Genomic DNA, 15,321 nt, shown 5'->3' on the forward strand with positions numbered 1-15,321 from the left:
GGGAAGGCCGCTTCCCGCCGGGCAGGCAGCGGCGTACCATGCCGCCTCCTGCGCCCGAGGTGATGATGGATCTCTTGCTCTTCCTGGTGCTCGGCGTCTGCGCCGGGCTGCTGGCCGGTCTGTTCGGGGTCGGCGGCGGCCTGATCATCGTGCCGGTGCTGGTCTACAGCTTTACCGCCCAGGGCCTCGATCCGGACATCCTCACCCACCTGGCGGTGGGTACCTCGCTGGCCACCATCGTCTTCACCTCGCTCAATTCCGTCTGGGCCCACCACCGACTCGGCGCCGTGCGTTGGCGGCTGTTCGCCTGGATGGCCCTGGGCATCGTTTTCGGCAGCGCCCTGGGCGCCCTGACCGCCGCCGCCATCCACGGCCCGCTGCTGCAGAAGATCATCGGCACCTTCGCCATCCTCATCGCCATCCAGCTGGCGCTGGACCTGCGCCCCAGGGCCCAGGCCGGCGAACCCGGCAAGCCGGCGCTGACGGTGGCCGGGGTGGTGATCGGCTGGGCCTCGGCCATCTTCGGCATCGGCGGCGGCTCGCTCACCGTACCCTTCCTGATCTGGCGCAGCCTGAGCATGCAGCAGGCGGTGGCCACCTCGGCGGCCTGCGGCCTGCCCATCGCCCTGTCCGGGGCGCTGTCCTTCATCCTGGTCGGCTGGCAGCAGCCGGGTCTGCCCGCCTGGAGTCTGGGCTATGTCTATCTGCCGGCCTTGCTGGGTATCGCCCTGACCAGCATGTTCTCGGCCCGTTTCGGTGCGCGGCTGGCCCATCGCCTGTCGCCCCGGCTGCTCAAGCGCCTGTTCGCCCTGTTGCTGTTCGGCGTCGGTCTTAATTTCTTACTCTGACCCCTTTCAAGGAGGCACCATGCTGCCGTATCCGCAAATAGACCCGGTGGCCCTGTCGCTGGGGCCGCTGAAGATCCACTGGTACGGCCTCATGTACCTGGTGGGGATCGGTGGCGCCTGGTGGCTGGCCAAGCGGCGACTCAATCGCTTCGATCCGCGCTGGACCAGCGAGACCCTGTCCGATCTGGTGTTCTGGGTGGCGCTGGGGGTCATCGCCGGCGGGCGACTCGGCTACGTGCTGTTCTACAACCTGGCGGAATACATCGCCAATCCGACGCTGATCTTCGAGGTCTGGAAGGGCGGCATGTCCTTCCACGGCGGCCTGCTCGGGGTGATCCTGGCGGTCTGGTGGTTCGGCAAGCGCCACAACAAGGGCTTCTTCGAACTGATGGACTTCATTGCGCCGCTGGTACCCATCGGCCTCGGTGCCGGCCGCATCGGCAACTTCATCAACGCCGAACTCTGGGGCAAGCCCACCGACGTGCCCTGGGCGATGATCTTTCCGCCCTACAGCGATCCGGCCCAGCTGCCACGCCATCCCTCGCAGCTCTACCAGTTCGCCCTGGAAGGGGTGGCGCTGTTCGTGATCCTCTGGCTGTACTCGCGCAAGCCGCGGCCGACCATGGCCGTGTCCGGCCTGTTCGTGCTCTGCTACGGCATCTTCCGCTTCATCGTCGAATTCGTCCGGGTGCCCGACGCCCAGCTCGGCTATCTGGCCTGGGGCTGGCTGACCATGGGGCAGGTGCTCTGCGTGCCCATGGTGCTCGGCGGCATCGCGCTGATGGTCTATGCCCATCGCCGCGCGCCGCAGCCGGTCGTCCGCGCCGAATGACGTCTGAGGTCCCCCCGCATGACAAGTGCGGGCGGCCTGTTATAGTTCAGGGACCACCATCACAACCGCGCAAGGGATCAGCCGTATGAATCCGTTCCGTAGCCTGGCTGCCGTGCTGGCGCTGGCCCTGACGATGCAGGTCTTGCCGGCGCAGGCGCAGCAGGCTCAGGGTGAAGTCACCGAATATCAGACCGCCGACCAGGCGTTCGGTGAAGCCCAGGCACCCGCTGCCTTTTCCATGATCGGCGACCTGCTGATCGCGCGGCCGCTGCTGATCGCCGCGACCGTGATCGGTGCGGGGGCTTTCGTGGTCAGTCTGCCGTTCACCGCCGCCGGCGGTAACATCGGCAAGGCCGGCAAGGCGCTGGTGGTCGAGCCGGGCAAGGCGGCCTTCGTGCGCTGCCTGGGCTGTACCCAGAGCGGGTACGGGCGTACCGAATAGGCCCTGGCGCCGGGCCTGGCCGCTCAGGCCTGGCCGCTGATCTTCAGATACTTGTCGTGCAGCTGCTCCTTGGTCTCGACATGGTTCTCGTCGAGGGGGATGCAGTCCACCGGGCAGACCTGCTGGCACTGGGGTTCGTCGTAGTGGCCCACGCACTCGGTGCACAGGTTCGGATCGATCACGTAGATCTCCGCACCCTGGGAGATGGCGCCGTTCGGGCACTCGGGCTCGCACACGTCGCAGTTGATGCAATCGTCGGTAATGATGAGGGACATCGTCGGCTCCACGCTGCGCGAACGCGCAGCGATCCAAAAGTCAGGCGCGCATTTTGCCCCATCCGCGCGCCGGCTGCACCCGACAGTCCTTGGGGTTAATCAGCTGGCCGGGGCAAAACGCTCCAGCAGCGCCTGATGCACGGTGGGATGGACGAACTTGGTCACGTCGCCGCCGAGCGCCGCGATCTCCCGCACCAGGGTGGAAGACAGGTAGGAGTAGTGTTCCGACGGGGTCAGGAACATGCTTTCCGCCTGGGGCGCCAGCACCCGGTTCATGTTGGCCAGCTGGAATTCGAATTCGAAATCCGACACCGCGCGCAGGCCGCGCAGGATGATGGTCGCCTTCTGCTGCTCCACCAGGGTGGCCAGCAGGCAGCTGAAGCCGATCACCTCGACATTGGGCAGGTGCGCGGTCACCGCCTTGGCCAGCTCGACCCGGCGCTCCAGCGGAAACAGCGGATTCTTCTTGGGGCTGGCCGCCACCGCCACCACGACTTCGTCGAACAGCCGCGAGGCGCGCTCCACCAGGTCGCCATGGCCCTTGGTGATGGGGTCGAAGGTGCCGGGGTATAGCACTCGGTTCATGACGCTGTCCTGGGGGCGAAGCTGTTGGGGCTTGGATGGTAGCTCAGGGGCGGAGTGAGGCCAAGGCGACAGCCGCCGGGATCGCCGACCCGTGGGCGTTTATCGGCCGGATGGCGCTGCCCGCTGGCTGACCAGCCAGTCGGGGATGCGTCTTTCCAGGTAGTAGTCCGGATCGTGGAAGGGGCCGCCGACGAAGCCGACATGGCCGCCATGGGGCAGGCGCTCGAACAGGGTGTCGGGCGCCAGTTCGGCGCGGGCGGGCAGGGCGTCGGTGCCGATGAAGGGGTCGTCCTCGGCCTGGATCAGCAGCGTGGGGATGCGGATACCCCCCAGGTAGTAGCGGCTGGAGGCCTGGCGGTAGTAGTCCCGGGCATCGCGAAAGCCGTGCAGGGGCGCGGTGTAGCGATCGTCGAAGTCCCAGAAGGTCTTGAGTCCCTCGGGCGGCCCCAGGCGCGCGAGGATCTCGTGCTGTTCGGGGTGAAGGTCGCGGTCGAACAGCGCCTGCTTGTCGCGCACATAGCGCGCCAGTTCGCGGATGAAGTGCCGCTGATAGATGCGCGAGAAGCCGATGCCGATGCGATCGGCGCAGAGGTCCAGGCGAAAGGGTACCGAGACCGCAGCGGCCGCCTGCAGGCCGCTGTGCTCGCCCCGCTCGCCCAGGTACTTGAGCAGCACGTTACCGCCCAAGGAAAAGCCCACGCCATACAGTGGCGCGTCCGGACGACTGGTTTGCAGGTGGCGCACCACCGCGGCCAGGTCTTCGCTGACGCCGGAGTGATAGCCACGTGGCAGGCGGTTGGGTTCGCCGGAGCAGCCGCGCCAGTTGAGGCCGACGCTGGCCCAGCCGCGGGCGGCCAGGGCGAATTGCAGGCCGAGCACATAGTGGGAGCCGGAGCTGCCGGTCAGGCCGTGGGCGATCAGCACCAGTGGTGCCCGCGGATCCTCGGCGTTGTACCAGTCCAGATCGAGGAAGTCGCCGTCCTCCAGCCACAGTCGTTCCCGCGGCCGGGTGATGGGCGGCAGGCGGCGCCACAGTGAGCCCCAGAGGGTCTGCAGGTGCGGGCCGGGCAGCCAGCGCGCCGGCTTGAAGGGCGTGCTGGTCACGCCTGGCGGTGCCAGAGGGCGTAGTGGACGTTGCCGGTCTTCTTCTCGCGGTGCAGTTGCCAGGTCGCGGGCAGCGTCAGGCGCGAGGGCTGGGTCTCGCTCTCGGTGTAGATCCAGGCGTCCGCAGCCAGCCAGCCCTGGGCTTCCAGGGCCGCGCAGGCCGGCTCCAGCAGCTCCTTGCCAAAGGGCGGATCGAGAAACACCAGGTCGAAGGGCGCTTCCGCCGGCTTAACCAGGGCCTGCAGGGCGTCGGTCTGGCGCACCTCGGCTTGGGCGCAGCCCAGGGTCTGCAGATGGCCGCGCAGGGCAGTGGCGGCCTGGGCATTGAGGTCGAAGGCCAGCGCCTGGCCGGCGCCGCGGGAGAGGGCTTCCAGCAGCAGCGCGCCGCTGCCGGCGAAGGGGTCCAGCACCCGCGCGCCCGGGGTGACGGCGGCCAGCCAGTTGAACAGGGTCTCGCGAACCCGATCCGGGGTGGGCCTCAGGCCCAGGGCATCGGGAAAGACGAAGCGCCGGCTGCGCCAGTCGCCACCGATGATGCGTAGTTGGTTGGCGGTCTTCTGGGCCATGCTAGTGCTCCGGAACGCCGCTGGGCGGCAGGTTGGGAAGAGGGCGGGGGGGCGGCAGCGGCTGCTGGGCGACCCGCGGGCCGGCGCTGACCACGACGAAGCGCTCGGGATCGAGGTGGCGCTGCAGGGCCGCATGCACCTGTTCCACCGTCAGGCGGCGGACCTGCTGGAGGAAGTCGTCCAGGTAGCTGCTGGGCAGGTCGTAGAAGCCGATGTTGCCCAGCTGGGCGACGATGGCGCCGTTGCTGGCGTTGGCCAGCGGGAAGCTGCCTTCGATCTGTCGCTTGGCGCGGTCCAGTTCGGCCTGGGTGGGACCCTGGGCCAGGTAGTCGCGCAGCAGGTCGCGGACCAGCGCCAGGGTGGCATCGCCCAGTTCGGCGCGGGTCTGCAGGCCGATGGTGAAGGGACCCGGCTGACGCATGGGGGTGAAGCCCGAGCTGACGCCGTAGGTGAGACCGCGGCGTTCGCGCAATTCGGTCATCAGTCGACTGCCGAAACCGCCACCGCCGAGGATCTGGTTGCCGACGAAGAGGGCGGCGTAGTCGGGATCGCGGCGGGTGATGCCGAGCTGACCGAGCAGCAGGCGGGTCTGCTGGGCCGGGACCTCCAGCTGCACCCGCGCCGGTGCGGCGGGAGCCGGCACGGGCAGCGGCGGCAGGGCCGGACCGCGGGGCAGGGCGCGCGACAGCTGGGCGGCGATCTGCTCGGCGCGGGTCCGATCCAGATCGCCGGTAAGGGCGATCACGGCATTGCCGGCGGCATAGGCGCGGGCATGGAAGGCCCTGAGGCTGGCCGCGTCCAGGCGGGCCAGGCCAGCGGCCGTGCCCCGCGGCGAATGGGCATAGGGGTGGTCGCCGTAGAGGCGTTCCTGCAGCGCCTCACCCGCCAGGTTCGCCGGTTCGCGACGGCTGGCGGCGATCAGCGTCAGCAGCTGGTCGCGGATGCGCTGGATGGCCTCGGCGGGAAAGGTCGGGCGACCCACCACGTCGGCCAGCAGCGCCAGGGCCGGTTCGCTGTGGGCCGGATCGGCGAGGGTGCGCAGGCCGGCCACCGCCTGGTCACGATAGGCGCCGTTGCTGAAGTCGGCGCCCAGGCGCTCGAAGCCATCGGCGATGGCGCCGGCATCGCGTCCCGGGGTGCCTTCGTTGAGCAGGCCGTTGGTCAGCATGGCCAGGCCCGGGGTGGCGCCATCCTGGCTGCTGCCGGCGGCAAAGATCAGGCGCACGTCGAACATCGTCAATTCCGGCGCCGGCACGAACAGCACCTGGGCGCCCTCGGCGGTGCGCCAGCGCTGGATGTCCAGCTGGCGTCCCAGGGGCGGCGCGTCCTTGAGCGTCTTGAGACTGTCTACAGCCGGATAGGCGCGCGCCAGATCGCCGACCGGGGTAGGGGACTGGCAGCCCGCGAGCAGGCACAGCGACAGCCAGAGCAGCGGCTTCATGGACGATTCTCCGCGGTGGCTGCGGGCTCGAGCTGGGCCAGGGTCAGGCGCTCGCGGGTGAAGTAGGTGCGGGCCACCCGGCGCAGGTCGTCGGGGGTGACCCGGCCCAGTTCGTCGAGCAGCCGATCCCCCTGGCGCCAGCCGAGGCCGACGCTTTCCAGCTGGCCGATGCTGCTGGCCTGGGCAGTGATGGAGTCGCGGCCATAGACCAGCCCGGCCACCAGCAGGGCGCGGACGCGGGCCAGCTCCTCGGTGCTGGGCGGCTCGCGCTTGAGCAGCTCCAGTTGCGCCCAGAAGGCCGCTTCCAGCTGATCGAGGGTCTTGCCGCGCGGGGTGTTGGGGGTGCCGCTGAGCAGGAAGAGGCTGTCACCACGGGTGTAGGCGCCATAGGCGGCGCGCACGCTGCTGGCCACTTCCGCGCCGCGTTCGAGACGGCTGGGCAGGCGCGCCCCCGAACCGCCGCTGAGCAGGGCGGCCAGCAATTGCAGCGCATAGGCATCGCGCGGCTGGGCAGCGGTGGCCAGGCTGGGCACGTTGAAGGCCATCAGCAGGCTGGGCAGTTCGCGGGCCTGCAGGGCCAGGCGCCGCTCGCCCGGCGCCGGCAATTCCAGCGGTCGCCGCGGCGCGGGCAGGTCGCTGCGGGGAATGCCGCCGAACCAGCGCTGCACCTCGGCGCGGATTGCCTGGGGTTCGACATCGCCGACCACCACCAGGGTGGCGTTGTTGGGTGCGTACCAGGTCTGATACCAGCGACGCAGGTCGTCCACACCGAGGCGCTGCAGATCCTGGGGCCAGCCGATGGTGGGGTTGCGGTAGCCGCTGGCCGGGTAGGCGGCGGCCTTGAAGCGCTCGAAGGACAGCGCCTCGGGCCGGTCATCGGTGCGCAGCCGGCGTTCTTCCTTGATGACTTCCAGCTCGCGGCTGACTTCGTCCGGTTCCAGGCGCAGGTGCTGCATGCGATCGGCTTCCAGCTCCAGGGCCACGGGCAGGCGATCGCGGGCGAGCAGCTGGTAATAGACGGTGTAGTCGTCGGTGGTGAAGGCGTTTTCCTCGGCGCCAAGGTCGCGCAGCAGGTGCGAGGCCTCGCCGGCACCGAGCTTGCGGCTGCCCTTGAACATCAGGTGTTCCAGAGCATGGGACAGGCCGGTCGCCCCGGGCGCCTCCAGGCTCGAACCCACGCGGTACCAGAGTTGCACCACGGCGACCGGCGCCCGGTGATCTTCGCGGACCACCAGCTTGAGGCCGTTGTCGAGGGTGAATTCCTCGGTGTTCTGCCGGCTGGCCGTGGCCAGGGCGAAGGCGGGGAGCAGGCTGAGCAGGACGACCAGGGCGGTCCGACGGGAGCGGGAGGCGGGCATCGCGAGAGCAGGCCTTGTAGCGCGGTAGGGGACGAAGCGGCTGCGTCCTGGGGACGGTCGCGCGTTTTTCGCCGACGGGGAGGTCTTCCGCCCGGCAGGCTGCTAGGATACGCATCCCTTTTCCCGACGGCCATGCCTGACGGTCGAGCCCCGCCTGGCGGAGCTCCCGCAGCCGGTTCGTCCGTTCGATACAGAGCCCCGCATGTTTGGATCCGACGACAAGAAGTCTCCCCCCACGGAGAAGAAAGGCCTGTTCGGCTGGTTCCGCAAGAAGACTGCCGAACCCGTAGAGACGCCTGCCGAAGCCCCCGCGCCTGAAGCCGAGGAGCGCCTGCCCGAGCCGCTGGCCAGCGAGCCGGTGCAGCACCCGGAGCCGGTGCCCGAACCGCCGGAGGCGATTCCCTCGCTGACCCCGGTGCCGGTCGCCGAAGAGGAGGCGCCGTCGCCGGTGGCGCTCACGGCGCTGGTCGAGCCGCTGGTGGCCGATCCCATCGTGCCTCCGGTCGAGGTCGAGCCGGCTAGGGCGCCCGAGCCGGAGCCCGAGCCCGAACCAGTGGCTGTGCCGGTCGCGCCGCTGCCTCCGGTTATGCCGGTGCCTGAGCCTGCTCCCGCCCCGGTCGTACCCGTTGCGCCCGTCGCCCCGGTCCGTCCTGAGCCCGAGGTGGTTGCGCCCGAACCCGAACCCGCTCCACCCGCTGTCGCCGCCACCCCGGCCGAACCGGCCAAGCTGGGCTTCTTCGCCCGCTTGCGCCAGGGCCTGTCCAAGACCAGCGCCAGTCTCGGCGAAGGTATGGCCAGTCTGTTCCTCGGCAAGAAAGCCATCGACGACGACCTGCTCGAAGAGCTGGAGACCCGCCTGCTGACCGCCGACGTCGGCGTCGAGGCCACCGGCGTCATCATGCGCAACCTGACCCAGAAGGTGGCGCGCAAGCAGCTGGCCGACAGCGAGGCGCTCTATCAGGCGCTGCAGCAGGAGCTCACCGAGATGCTGCTGCCGGTGGAACAGCCCCTGGTGATCGATACCTCGCACAAGCCCTATGTCATCCTGGTTGTCGGCGTGAACGGCGCCGGCAAGACCACCACCATCGGCAAGCTGGCCAAGCGGCTGCAGAACGAAGGCAAGAAGGTCATGCTGGCGGCCGGCGACACCTTCCGTGCCGCAGCGGTCGAGCAGCTGCAGGTCTGGGGCGAGCGCAACCGCATCCCGGTGATCGCCCAGCACACCGGCGCCGATTCCGCCTCGGTGATCTTCGACGCCGTCCAGGCGGCCAAGGCCCGCGGCATCGATGTGCTGATCGCTGACACTGCCGGCCGGCTGCACACCAAGGACAACCTCATGGAGGAGCTGCGCAAGGTGCGCCGGGTGATCGGCAAGCTGGACGAGGCGGCGCCCCACGAGACCCTGCTGGTGCTGGACGCCGGTACCGGCCAGAACGCCCTCAACCAGGCCAAGCAATTCCACAACGCCGTGCCCCTGACCGGCCTGGCGCTGACCAAGCTCGACGGCACCGCCAAGGGCGGGGTGATCTTCGCCCTGGCCAAGCAGAGCGCCCTGCCGATCCGCTATGTCGGCGTCGGCGAGAGTATCGACGACCTGCGGCCCTTCGAAGCGCGGCCCTTCGTCCAGGCCCTGTTCGCGGAGCGGGGCGTCTCATGATCCAGTTCGACCGCGTCTCCAAGCGCTATCCCAACGGTCACGTCGGCCTGCAGGAACTGAGCTTCCGTGCCGAACGCGGCGAGATCCTCTTCGTCACCGGGCATTCCGGCGCCGGCAAGAGCACCCTGATGCGGCTGATCCTGGCCATGGAAAGGCCCACCGGCGGCAAGCTGACCCTGGCCGGCCAGGACATCTCGCGCATCACCAATGCGCAGATTCCCTTTCTGCGCCGGCAGATCGGCGTGGTCTTCCAGAACCATCAGTTGCTCTATGACCGCACCGTGTTCGACAACGTCGCCCTGCCGCTGCAGATCCTCGGCCTGTCCAAGCCCGAGATCGCCAAGCGCGTGGCCGCGGCGCTGGAGCGGGTCAGCCTCAAGGACAAGCTCGACGACTATCCGGCCGAGCTCTCCACCGGCCAGCAGCAGCGGGTTGGCATCGCCCGCGCCGTGGTGCATCGGCCGGCCCTGCTGCTCGCCGACGAACCCACCGGCAACCTCGATCCGCGCCTGGCCTCGGAGATCATGGGCGTCTTCGAGGACATCAACAGCCTCGGCACCACGGTGCTGATCGCCAGTCACGACCATGCCCTCATCGCCCGGCTGCACCATCGCATGCTGACCCTGCAGCGCGGCCGCCTGATCGGCGACGAAGAGGAGAGCCAGCCATGAGCGCCACCGAACTGCCCCGTGGCCAGGAACAGGGCGGCAAGCCCCAGCGTCCGCAGCGCCAGGCCCCGAAGAAACCCAAGAGCGACTGGCGCAGCCCGCTGCATGCCTACCTCGAAGCCCACCGCACCGGTCTGAGGGACAGCCTCAGGCGCATGGTGCAGCAGCCCATAGGCACCTTCCTCACCTGTCTGGTGATGGGCATCGCCCTGGCGCTGCCCATGGGCGTGTCGCTGCTGCTGAAGAACGTCGAGCGCCTGGGTGGCTCCTGGCAGCGTGCGGCGCAGATCTCGGTGTTCCTCGACCTGCGCACCGGTCAGGACCAGGCCGAGGTGCTGATGAGCCAGATCAAGGTCCTGCCCGATGTCGCCGAGGCACGCTGGATCAGCCCGGACGACGCCCTGAAGGAATTGCAACAGGACGCCGGCCTCGGTGAGGCGCTGCGCGAATTGCCGCAGAATCCGCTGCCCGGCGTGATCGCCGTGACCCCCAAGGAAATCGACAAGAGTCGCCTCGACATGCTGCGCAGCCAGCTGGCCGAGATGAACGGCGTGCAGCAGGTGCAGCTAGACATGCAGTGGGTCGAGCGCCTCACCGCCATCCTCAAGCTCGGCGAGCGCTTCGTCTTCGGCCTGACCGTGGTGCTGGTGATCGCCTTGCTGCTGGTGATCGGGAACACCATTCGCCTGGCCATCGAGAATCGCCGCACCGAGATCGAGGTGGTCAAGCTGGTGGGCGGTACCGACGGCTACGTGCGTCGGCCCTTCCTCTACATGGGGGCGCTGTTCGGCCTGGGCGCCGGCATCGCCGCCTGGGCCCTGCTGGTGTTCGGCCTGAACTGGCTGAACGCCGCGGTGCTGGATCTGGCCGGCCTCTACGGCAGCGATTTCGCCCTGGGCAGCGTCGCCCTCGAGGACGGGCTGCAACTGCTGATCGGTGCGGTGCTGCTCGGCTACATCGGCGCCTGGCTGGCGGTTGCCCGTCATTTGCGCGAACTCGCCCCGCGCTGACGAACGGCCGTTTCCGAAACCTCCGGAAACGGTCTAAACCCCTGATGGCACACGGCTTTCACGGTAGTTTTCAGCTGGGGTTAAGGGAACCTCGGCTAGTCTGGCGCTGTCCAAAAAATCAGTGTTAGACTGCCCAGTGCTTAGTGAATCGGAGGATTCGCATGACCACTTCGTTGCAACCTGTTCCTACATTGGTTCCCGGCGCCAGCCTGGAAGCCTATGTGCATTCGGTGAACAGCATTCCGCTGCTCACTCCGGAGCGGGAGCGTGAACTGGCCGAGCGCCTCTTCTACAAGGAAGACGTCGAGGCCGCCCGGCAGTTGGTGCTCGCGCATCTGCGTTTCGTGGTGCATATCGCCAAGAGCTATTCCGGCTATGGTCTGGCCCAGGCCGACCTGATCCAGGAAGGCAACGTCGGCCTGATGAAGGCCGTGAAGCGCTTCAATCCCGAAATGGGCGTACGCCTGGTGTCCTTTGCCGTGCACTGGATCAAGGCCGAAATCCACGAATTCATCCTGCGCAACTGGCGGATCGTCAAGGTCGCCACCACCAAGGCGCAGCGCAAGCTGTTCTTCAACCTGCGCAGCCAGAAGAAGCGGCTGGCCTGGCTGAACAACGACGAGGTCCATCGCGTGGCCGAAACCCTGGGCGTCGAGCCCCGGGAAGTGCGCGAGATGGAAAGCCGTCTGACCGGCCATGACATGGCCTTCGACCCGGCCAGCGATGCCGATGACGACGCGGCCTATCAGTCGCCGGCCCAGTACCTGGAAGACAGCCGTTACGATCCGGCGCGTCAGCTGGAGGAAGCCGACTGGACCGACAGCTCCACGGCCAATCTGCACGAGGCCCTGGAGCGCCTGGACGACCGCAGCCGCGACATCCTCTACCAGCGCTGGCTGGCCGAAGAAAAGGCGACGCTGCACGAACTGGCGGCCAAGTACAACGTCTCGGCGGAACGTATTCGTCAGCTGGAGAAGAACGCGATGAACAAGCTCAAGGGCAACATCGCCGCCTGATCCGGGCTCTGCTCGAAGAACCGCACCCTGGGGTGCGGTTTTTTTTGCCTGCGAAGTCGCCTGTTGTGACCCAAAGTACAGGCCGGTCCAGCGCTATCGCGGCCATGGGCCGCTCCTACAGCAGCCGGATATTCTGTAGGAGCGGCCTATGGCTGCGATTGAGTCGGTAGGGTGGGAAACAGTGCAGCGTTTTCCACGCTACTGCCCGGTCATCCGCTGCAGATAGTTGCTGCTGCCCAACTGGCGAACCCAGGCGGCAGGTTCGGCGACATAGGTGCTCTCCATGCGGCCGCTGCTAGAAATGCCGGTAGTCCGTAGGAGCGGCCCATGGCCGCGATCGAACGCGGGTAGGGTGGAAAACCGCGCAGTGTTTTCCACGCGTTAGCGTTAGCGTCCTGTAGGCAGCGCGTCGGGTATCTCGTGGAAAAGACTGCGCCGTTTTCCACGCTACTGCCCGGTCATTCGCCGCAGGTAGTCGCTGCCGCCCAGCTGGCGTTCCTGCTGGCGGATCCAGGCGGCGCGTTCGGCGACGTAGGCGCTGGGGCGGCTCGGGCTCCATTCGCGAGGATTGGGCAGCACTGCGGCCAGGAGGCTGGCCTGGCGGTCGGAGAGATAGGGCGCGCCTATGCCGAAATGGTGGCGGGCCGCGGCCTCGGCGCCGAACACGCCGTCGTCCCATTCCACGCTGTTGAGATAGACCTCGAGAATGCGCTGCTTGGACCAGAAGGTTTCCAGCAGCACGGTGAACCAGGCTTCGAAGGCCTTGCGTAGATAGCTGCGGCCGCTCCAGAGAAAGAGATTCTTGGCGGTCTGCTGGCTGATGGTACTGGCGCCGCGCAGGGAGCCGCCGGCTTCATTGTGGCTGAAGGCCTGGCGGATCGCCGCCATGTCGAAGCCCCAGTGCTCGGCGAAGTGCTGGTCTTCACCGGCGATCACCGCCATCTTGAGATCGTCCGGCAGTTCCTTCCAGGGCCGCCAGTCGCGCTGCAGATCGATGGGCTTGCCGTCGATCCAGGATTCGACCTTGCGCTCCACCATCAGCATGCTGCCCGGCGGCGGGACCCAGCGCAGGATCAGCACCAGGGCGGCGCTGAGGGCGGCGAACCAGAGGGCGATACGCAGGAGACGGCGGAGGAGGGTGAGCAGCATCGGCTTGGTCTTTGGCGGTTAGCGGGCCATTATAACCAGCGCTTCTCTCCCATCGCCCGGTAAAACCCATGTTGCGTTTCTTCCTGCTGTTCGCGGCCCTGGCCGGCTTCACCGGTGTCGGACTCGGCGCCTTCGCCGCCCACGGACTCAAGGGCCGGCTCACCGCCGACTACCTCGCGGTGTTCCAGACCGGCGTGCTCTATCAGCTCATCCACGCCCTGGCGCTGTTTGGCGTCGCCCTGCTGTCGCTGCACTTCCAGGGGCGCCTGGTGGCCTGGGCCGGTGGCTTCTTCATCGCCGGCATCCTGCTGTTTTCCGGCAGTCTCTATCTGCTGACGCTGACCGGCTTCTCGCGGCTGGGCATCATCACTCCCTTCGGCGGCCTGTGCTTTCTCGCCGGCTGGGCCTGCCTGGCTATCCTCGCCTGGCGCCTGAGCAGCCTCTGAGCGCGCACTGGCCGTCGTTCCCGGCCCGGCGCCGCTGCAATGAACGCCCGACCGGCGTAGAATGCCGGCTCACCCCGTGACGATGCCTTTGCCATGCAGATCCTGTTGAACGGCGAATCCCTTGAATTGCCGGACGGTGCCACCGTCGCCGACCTGCTCGTGCGTCTCGACCTGACCGGACGGCGAGTGGCGGTGGAACGCAACCTCGACATCGTGCCGCGCAGCCAGCACGCCACCACCGCCCTGGCGGACGGCGACCGGCTGGAAGTGGTCCACGCCATCGGCGGCGGCTAGCCGCGAAAGAGGAATCCAGATGAAAGACACTCCCTTCACCCTGGCCGGGCGTACCTATGCCTCGCGCCTGCTGGTCGGTACCGGCAAGTATCGTGACCTCGAAGAGACCCGCGTGGCCATCGAGGCCTCCGGCGCCGAGATCGTCACCGTGGCGGTGCGCCGCACCAACATCGGCCAGACGCCCGGCGAGCCCAATCTGCTCGACGTGATCTCGCCTGAGCGCTACACCATCCTGCCCAACACCGCCGGCTGCTATGACGCGGTGGAAGCGGTGCGCACCTGCCGCCTGGCGCGCGAGCTGCTCGATGGCCACAACCTGGTCAAGCTGGAAGTCCTGGCCGACCAGAAGACCCTGTTCCCCAATGTCATCGAGACCCTCAAGGCCGCCGAAACCCTGGTCGCCGAAGGCTTCGACGTCATGGTCTACACCAGCGACGACCCCATCGTCGCCCGCCAGCTGGAAGCCATCGGCTGCATCGCGGTCATGCCGCTAGCCGGTCTGATCGGCTCGGGTTTGGGCATCTGCAACCCCTACAACCTGCGCATCATCCTCGAAGAGGCCAAGGTGCCGGTGCTGGTGGATGCCGGGGTGGGTACCGCCTCCGACGCCACCATCGCCATGGAGCTGGGTTGCGAAGCGGTGCTGATGAACAGCGCCATCGCCCATGCCCGCGAGCCGGTGCTGATGGCCGAAGCCATGAAGCACGCCATCGTCGCCGGTCGCCTGGCCTATCTGGCCGGGCGCATGCCGCGCAAGCTCTATGCCACGGCGTCTTCGCCGCTGGATGGCCTGGTCAACTAGGACCTGGCGCCCTCCGTCACGCGCCCGGCCTCTGCCGGGCGTCTCTTTTTCCCACTATCGATAACGCCATGACCGATCATCAAGACGACCAGACCCCCGACCGCCCCCGGCGCACCATCAAGAGCTTCGTGATGCGCGCCGGCCGCATGACCGAAGGCCAGCAACGCGGTCTCGACCAGGGTTGGCCGCGCTTCGGTCTGGAGCTGACCGACGGCCTGCGGGATTTCGACCAGGTGTTCGGACGCCAGGCGCCGCGCACCTTCGAGATCGGCTTCGGCATGGGCCATTCCACCCTGGAAATGGCCGCTGCCGCGCCGGAGCAGGATTTCATCGGCGTCGAGGTGCATCGCCCGGGCGTGGGCGCGCTGCTCAACGGTGCCATGACCCAGGGACTGACCAATCTGCGGGTCTACAGCTGCGATGCCCTGGAGGTGCTGCGCCAGTGCGTGGCCGATGCCAGCCTGGACCGGGTGCTGCTGTTCTTTCCCGATCCCTGGCACAAGAGCCGCCACCACAAGCGGCGGATCGTCCAGCCGGCCTTCGCCGAGCTGGTCAGGCAGAAGCTCAAGGTCGGCGGGGTGCTGCACATGGCCACCGATTGGCAGGCCTATGCCGAACACATGCTCGAGATCATGAGCGCCGCCCCGGGTTACCGTAATCTCGGCGACGCCTCGGGCTATGTGCCGCGCCCCGAGGAAAGACCCATCACCAAGTTCGAGCGCCGTGGCGAACGCCTGGGGCATGGGGTCTGGGATCTCAAGTTCGAACGCCAGAGCTGACCGTGTATCTCTGACGAATCGAGCTTGAGCTGCCGAAGGGCAATTGGCA

The 15,321-nt window shown here is 67.8% G+C and carries 18 protein-coding genes; 11 read left to right on the plus strand and 7 right to left on the minus strand.

Annotation, left to right across the window (positions count from 1 at the left end; translation table 11 throughout):
* Positions 1-65 precede the first annotated feature (65 nt).
* The 3 genes from POR01S_RS14460 to POR01S_RS14470 all read left to right on the plus strand — a co-directional run bounded on the left by POR01S_RS14460 (position 66) and on the right by POR01S_RS14470 (position 2,122).
* Positions 66-848, plus strand: a complete 783-nt coding sequence (locus POR01S_RS14460; protein ID WP_042136650.1) for a sulfite exporter TauE/SafE family protein — start codon at positions 66-68, stop codon at positions 846-848.
* Positions 849-867: 19 nt separating this feature from the next.
* Positions 868-1,680, plus strand: coding sequence for a prolipoprotein diacylglyceryl transferase (gene lgt, locus POR01S_RS14465; RefSeq protein WP_017641011.1), 813 nt, complete (start codon positions 868-870; stop codon positions 1,678-1,680).
* Positions 1,681-1,765: 85 nt separating this feature from the next.
* A complete protein-coding gene (locus POR01S_RS14470) occupies positions 1,766-2,122 on the plus strand; it encodes a hypothetical protein (protein WP_027598899.1) in 357 nt (118 codons plus the stop codon).
* 23 nt (positions 2,123-2,145) lie between these two features.
* On the opposite strand, the gene POR01S_RS14475 is transcribed toward POR01S_RS14470, so the two are convergent.
* The 6 genes from POR01S_RS14475 to POR01S_RS14500 form a co-directional block, all read right to left on the minus strand.
* A complete protein-coding gene (locus POR01S_RS14475) occupies positions 2,146-2,397 on the minus strand; it encodes a YfhL family 4Fe-4S dicluster ferredoxin (RefSeq protein WP_007161640.1) in 252 nt (83 codons plus the stop codon).
* Positions 2,398-2,496: 99 nt separating this feature from the next.
* Positions 2,497-2,982, minus strand: a complete 486-nt coding sequence (gene coaD, locus POR01S_RS14480) for a pantetheine-phosphate adenylyltransferase (protein WP_007161641.1) — start codon at positions 2,980-2,982, stop codon at positions 2,497-2,499.
* Positions 2,983-3,081: 99 nt separating this feature from the next.
* Positions 3,082-4,086 carry a hydrolase gene (locus tag POR01S_RS14485; protein ID WP_027602915.1) on the minus strand — a complete coding sequence of 335 codons (1,005 nt, stop codon included), beginning with the start codon at positions 4,084-4,086 and terminating at the stop codon, positions 3,082-3,084.
* Positions 4,083-4,652 (minus strand): 16S rRNA (guanine(966)-N(2))-methyltransferase RsmD, encoded by a 570-nt coding sequence (rsmD, locus tag POR01S_RS14490; protein ID WP_007161643.1) that lies wholly within the window; start codon positions 4,650-4,652, stop codon positions 4,083-4,085. The genes POR01S_RS14485 and rsmD overlap by 4 nt, the downstream gene beginning before the upstream one ends.
* Position 4,653: 1 nt before the next feature.
* On the minus strand, positions 4,654-6,093 hold the full coding sequence (locus POR01S_RS14495; protein ID WP_042136653.1) for a M16 family metallopeptidase: 1,440 nt from the start codon (positions 6,091-6,093) through the stop codon (positions 4,654-4,656).
* Positions 6,090-7,451 (minus strand): M16 family metallopeptidase, encoded by a 1,362-nt coding sequence (locus tag POR01S_RS14500; protein WP_042136655.1) that lies wholly within the window; start codon positions 7,449-7,451, stop codon positions 6,090-6,092. Before POR01S_RS14500 ends, POR01S_RS14495 begins: the two co-directional genes overlap by 4 nt.
* Positions 7,452-7,653: 202 nt before the next feature.
* On the opposite strand from POR01S_RS14500, the gene ftsY reads away from it, so the two are divergent.
* The 4 genes from ftsY to rpoH all read left to right on the plus strand — a co-directional run bounded on the left by ftsY (position 7,654) and on the right by rpoH (position 11,802).
* On the plus strand, positions 7,654-9,108 hold the full coding sequence (gene ftsY / locus POR01S_RS14505) for a signal recognition particle-docking protein FtsY (protein ID WP_042136657.1): 1,455 nt from the start codon (positions 7,654-7,656) through the stop codon (positions 9,106-9,108).
* Positions 9,105-9,779 carry a cell division ATP-binding protein FtsE gene (ftsE, locus tag POR01S_RS14510; protein WP_007161647.1) on the plus strand — a complete coding sequence of 225 codons (675 nt, stop codon included), beginning with the start codon at positions 9,105-9,107 and terminating at the stop codon, positions 9,777-9,779. The genes ftsY and ftsE overlap by 4 nt, the downstream gene beginning before the upstream one ends.
* A complete protein-coding gene (gene ftsX, locus POR01S_RS14515; RefSeq protein WP_007161648.1) occupies positions 9,776-10,786 on the plus strand; it encodes a permease-like cell division protein FtsX in 1,011 nt (336 codons plus the stop codon). The genes ftsE and ftsX overlap by 4 nt, the downstream gene beginning before the upstream one ends.
* Positions 10,787-10,947: 161 nt before the next feature.
* Positions 10,948-11,802, plus strand: coding sequence for an RNA polymerase sigma factor RpoH (gene rpoH / locus POR01S_RS14520; RefSeq protein WP_007161649.1), 855 nt, complete (start codon positions 10,948-10,950; stop codon positions 11,800-11,802).
* A 447-nt stretch (positions 11,803-12,249) separates the two neighbouring features.
* Here the strand turns inward: rpoH and mtgA are convergent, their stop codons facing one another.
* On the minus strand, positions 12,250-12,951 hold the full coding sequence (gene mtgA, locus POR01S_RS14525; RefSeq protein ID WP_007161651.1) for a monofunctional biosynthetic peptidoglycan transglycosylase: 702 nt from the start codon (positions 12,949-12,951) through the stop codon (positions 12,250-12,252).
* A 68-nt stretch (positions 12,952-13,019) separates the two neighbouring features.
* On the opposite strand from mtgA, the gene POR01S_RS14530 reads away from it, so the two are divergent.
* The 4 genes from POR01S_RS14530 (at position 13,020) to trmB (ending at position 15,272) form a co-directional block, all read left to right on the plus strand.
* Complete coding sequence (locus tag POR01S_RS14530; RefSeq protein WP_042136660.1) at positions 13,020-13,397, plus strand: DUF423 domain-containing protein; 378 nt, start codon at positions 13,020-13,022, stop codon at positions 13,395-13,397.
* A gap of 93 nt (positions 13,398-13,490) precedes the next feature.
* Complete coding sequence (gene thiS, locus POR01S_RS14535; RefSeq protein ID WP_007161653.1) at positions 13,491-13,691, plus strand: sulfur carrier protein ThiS; 201 nt, start codon at positions 13,491-13,493, stop codon at positions 13,689-13,691.
* A 19-nt stretch (positions 13,692-13,710) separates the two neighbouring features.
* Positions 13,711-14,493, plus strand: coding sequence for a thiazole synthase (locus tag POR01S_RS14540; protein ID WP_042136661.1), 783 nt, complete (start codon positions 13,711-13,713; stop codon positions 14,491-14,493).
* Between the two features lie 68 nt (positions 14,494-14,561).
* Positions 14,562-15,272 (plus strand): tRNA (guanosine(46)-N7)-methyltransferase TrmB, encoded by a 711-nt coding sequence (trmB, locus tag POR01S_RS14545; RefSeq protein WP_042136663.1) that lies wholly within the window; start codon positions 14,562-14,564, stop codon positions 15,270-15,272.
* Positions 15,273-15,321 lie beyond the last annotated feature (49 nt).

It is taken from the genome of Pseudomonas oryzihabitans NBRC 102199 (genome assembly GCF_000730625.1).
GTDB lineage: Bacteria > Pseudomonadota > Gammaproteobacteria > Pseudomonadales > Pseudomonadaceae > Chryseomonas > Chryseomonas oryzihabitans.

Coding starts and splice junctions, on each gene's coding strand:
- rsmD (WP_007161643.1), bottom strand. CDS start 4,652: ATGGCCCAGAAGACCGCCAACCAACTACGCATCATCGGTGGCGACTGG.
- mtgA (WP_007161651.1), bottom strand. CDS start 12,951: ATGCTGCTCACCCTCCTCCGCCGTCTCCTGCGTATCGCCCTCTGGTTC.
- ftsY (WP_042136657.1), top strand. CDS start 7,654: ATGTTTGGATCCGACGACAAGAAGTCTCCCCCCACGGAGAAGAAAGGC.
- POR01S_RS14495 (WP_042136653.1), bottom strand. CDS start 6,093: ATGAAGCCGCTGCTCTGGCTGTCGCTGTGCCTGCTCGCGGGCTGCCAG.
- POR01S_RS14540 (WP_042136661.1), top strand. CDS start 13,711: ATGAAAGACACTCCCTTCACCCTGGCCGGGCGTACCTATGCCTCGCGC.
- lgt (WP_017641011.1), top strand. CDS start 868: ATGCTGCCGTATCCGCAAATAGACCCGGTGGCCCTGTCGCTGGGGCCG.
- POR01S_RS14470 (WP_027598899.1), top strand. CDS start 1,766: ATGAATCCGTTCCGTAGCCTGGCTGCCGTGCTGGCGCTGGCCCTGACG.
- trmB (WP_042136663.1), top strand. CDS start 14,562: ATGACCGATCATCAAGACGACCAGACCCCCGACCGCCCCCGGCGCACC.
- coaD (WP_007161641.1), bottom strand. CDS start 2,982: ATGAACCGAGTGCTATACCCCGGCACCTTCGACCCCATCACCAAGGGC.
- POR01S_RS14500 (WP_042136655.1), bottom strand. CDS start 7,451: ATGCCCGCCTCCCGCTCCCGTCGGACCGCCCTGGTCGTCCTGCTCAGC.
- rpoH (WP_007161649.1), top strand. CDS start 10,948: ATGACCACTTCGTTGCAACCTGTTCCTACATTGGTTCCCGGCGCCAGC.
- ftsX (WP_007161648.1), top strand. CDS start 9,776: ATGAGCGCCACCGAACTGCCCCGTGGCCAGGAACAGGGCGGCAAGCCC.
- thiS (WP_007161653.1), top strand. CDS start 13,491: ATGCAGATCCTGTTGAACGGCGAATCCCTTGAATTGCCGGACGGTGCC.
- POR01S_RS14475 (WP_007161640.1), bottom strand. CDS start 2,397: ATGTCCCTCATCATTACCGACGATTGCATCAACTGCGACGTGTGCGAG.
- POR01S_RS14460 (WP_042136650.1), top strand. CDS start 66: ATGGATCTCTTGCTCTTCCTGGTGCTCGGCGTCTGCGCCGGGCTGCTG.
- ftsE (WP_007161647.1), top strand. CDS start 9,105: ATGATCCAGTTCGACCGCGTCTCCAAGCGCTATCCCAACGGTCACGTC.
- POR01S_RS14530 (WP_042136660.1), top strand. CDS start 13,020: ATGTTGCGTTTCTTCCTGCTGTTCGCGGCCCTGGCCGGCTTCACCGGT.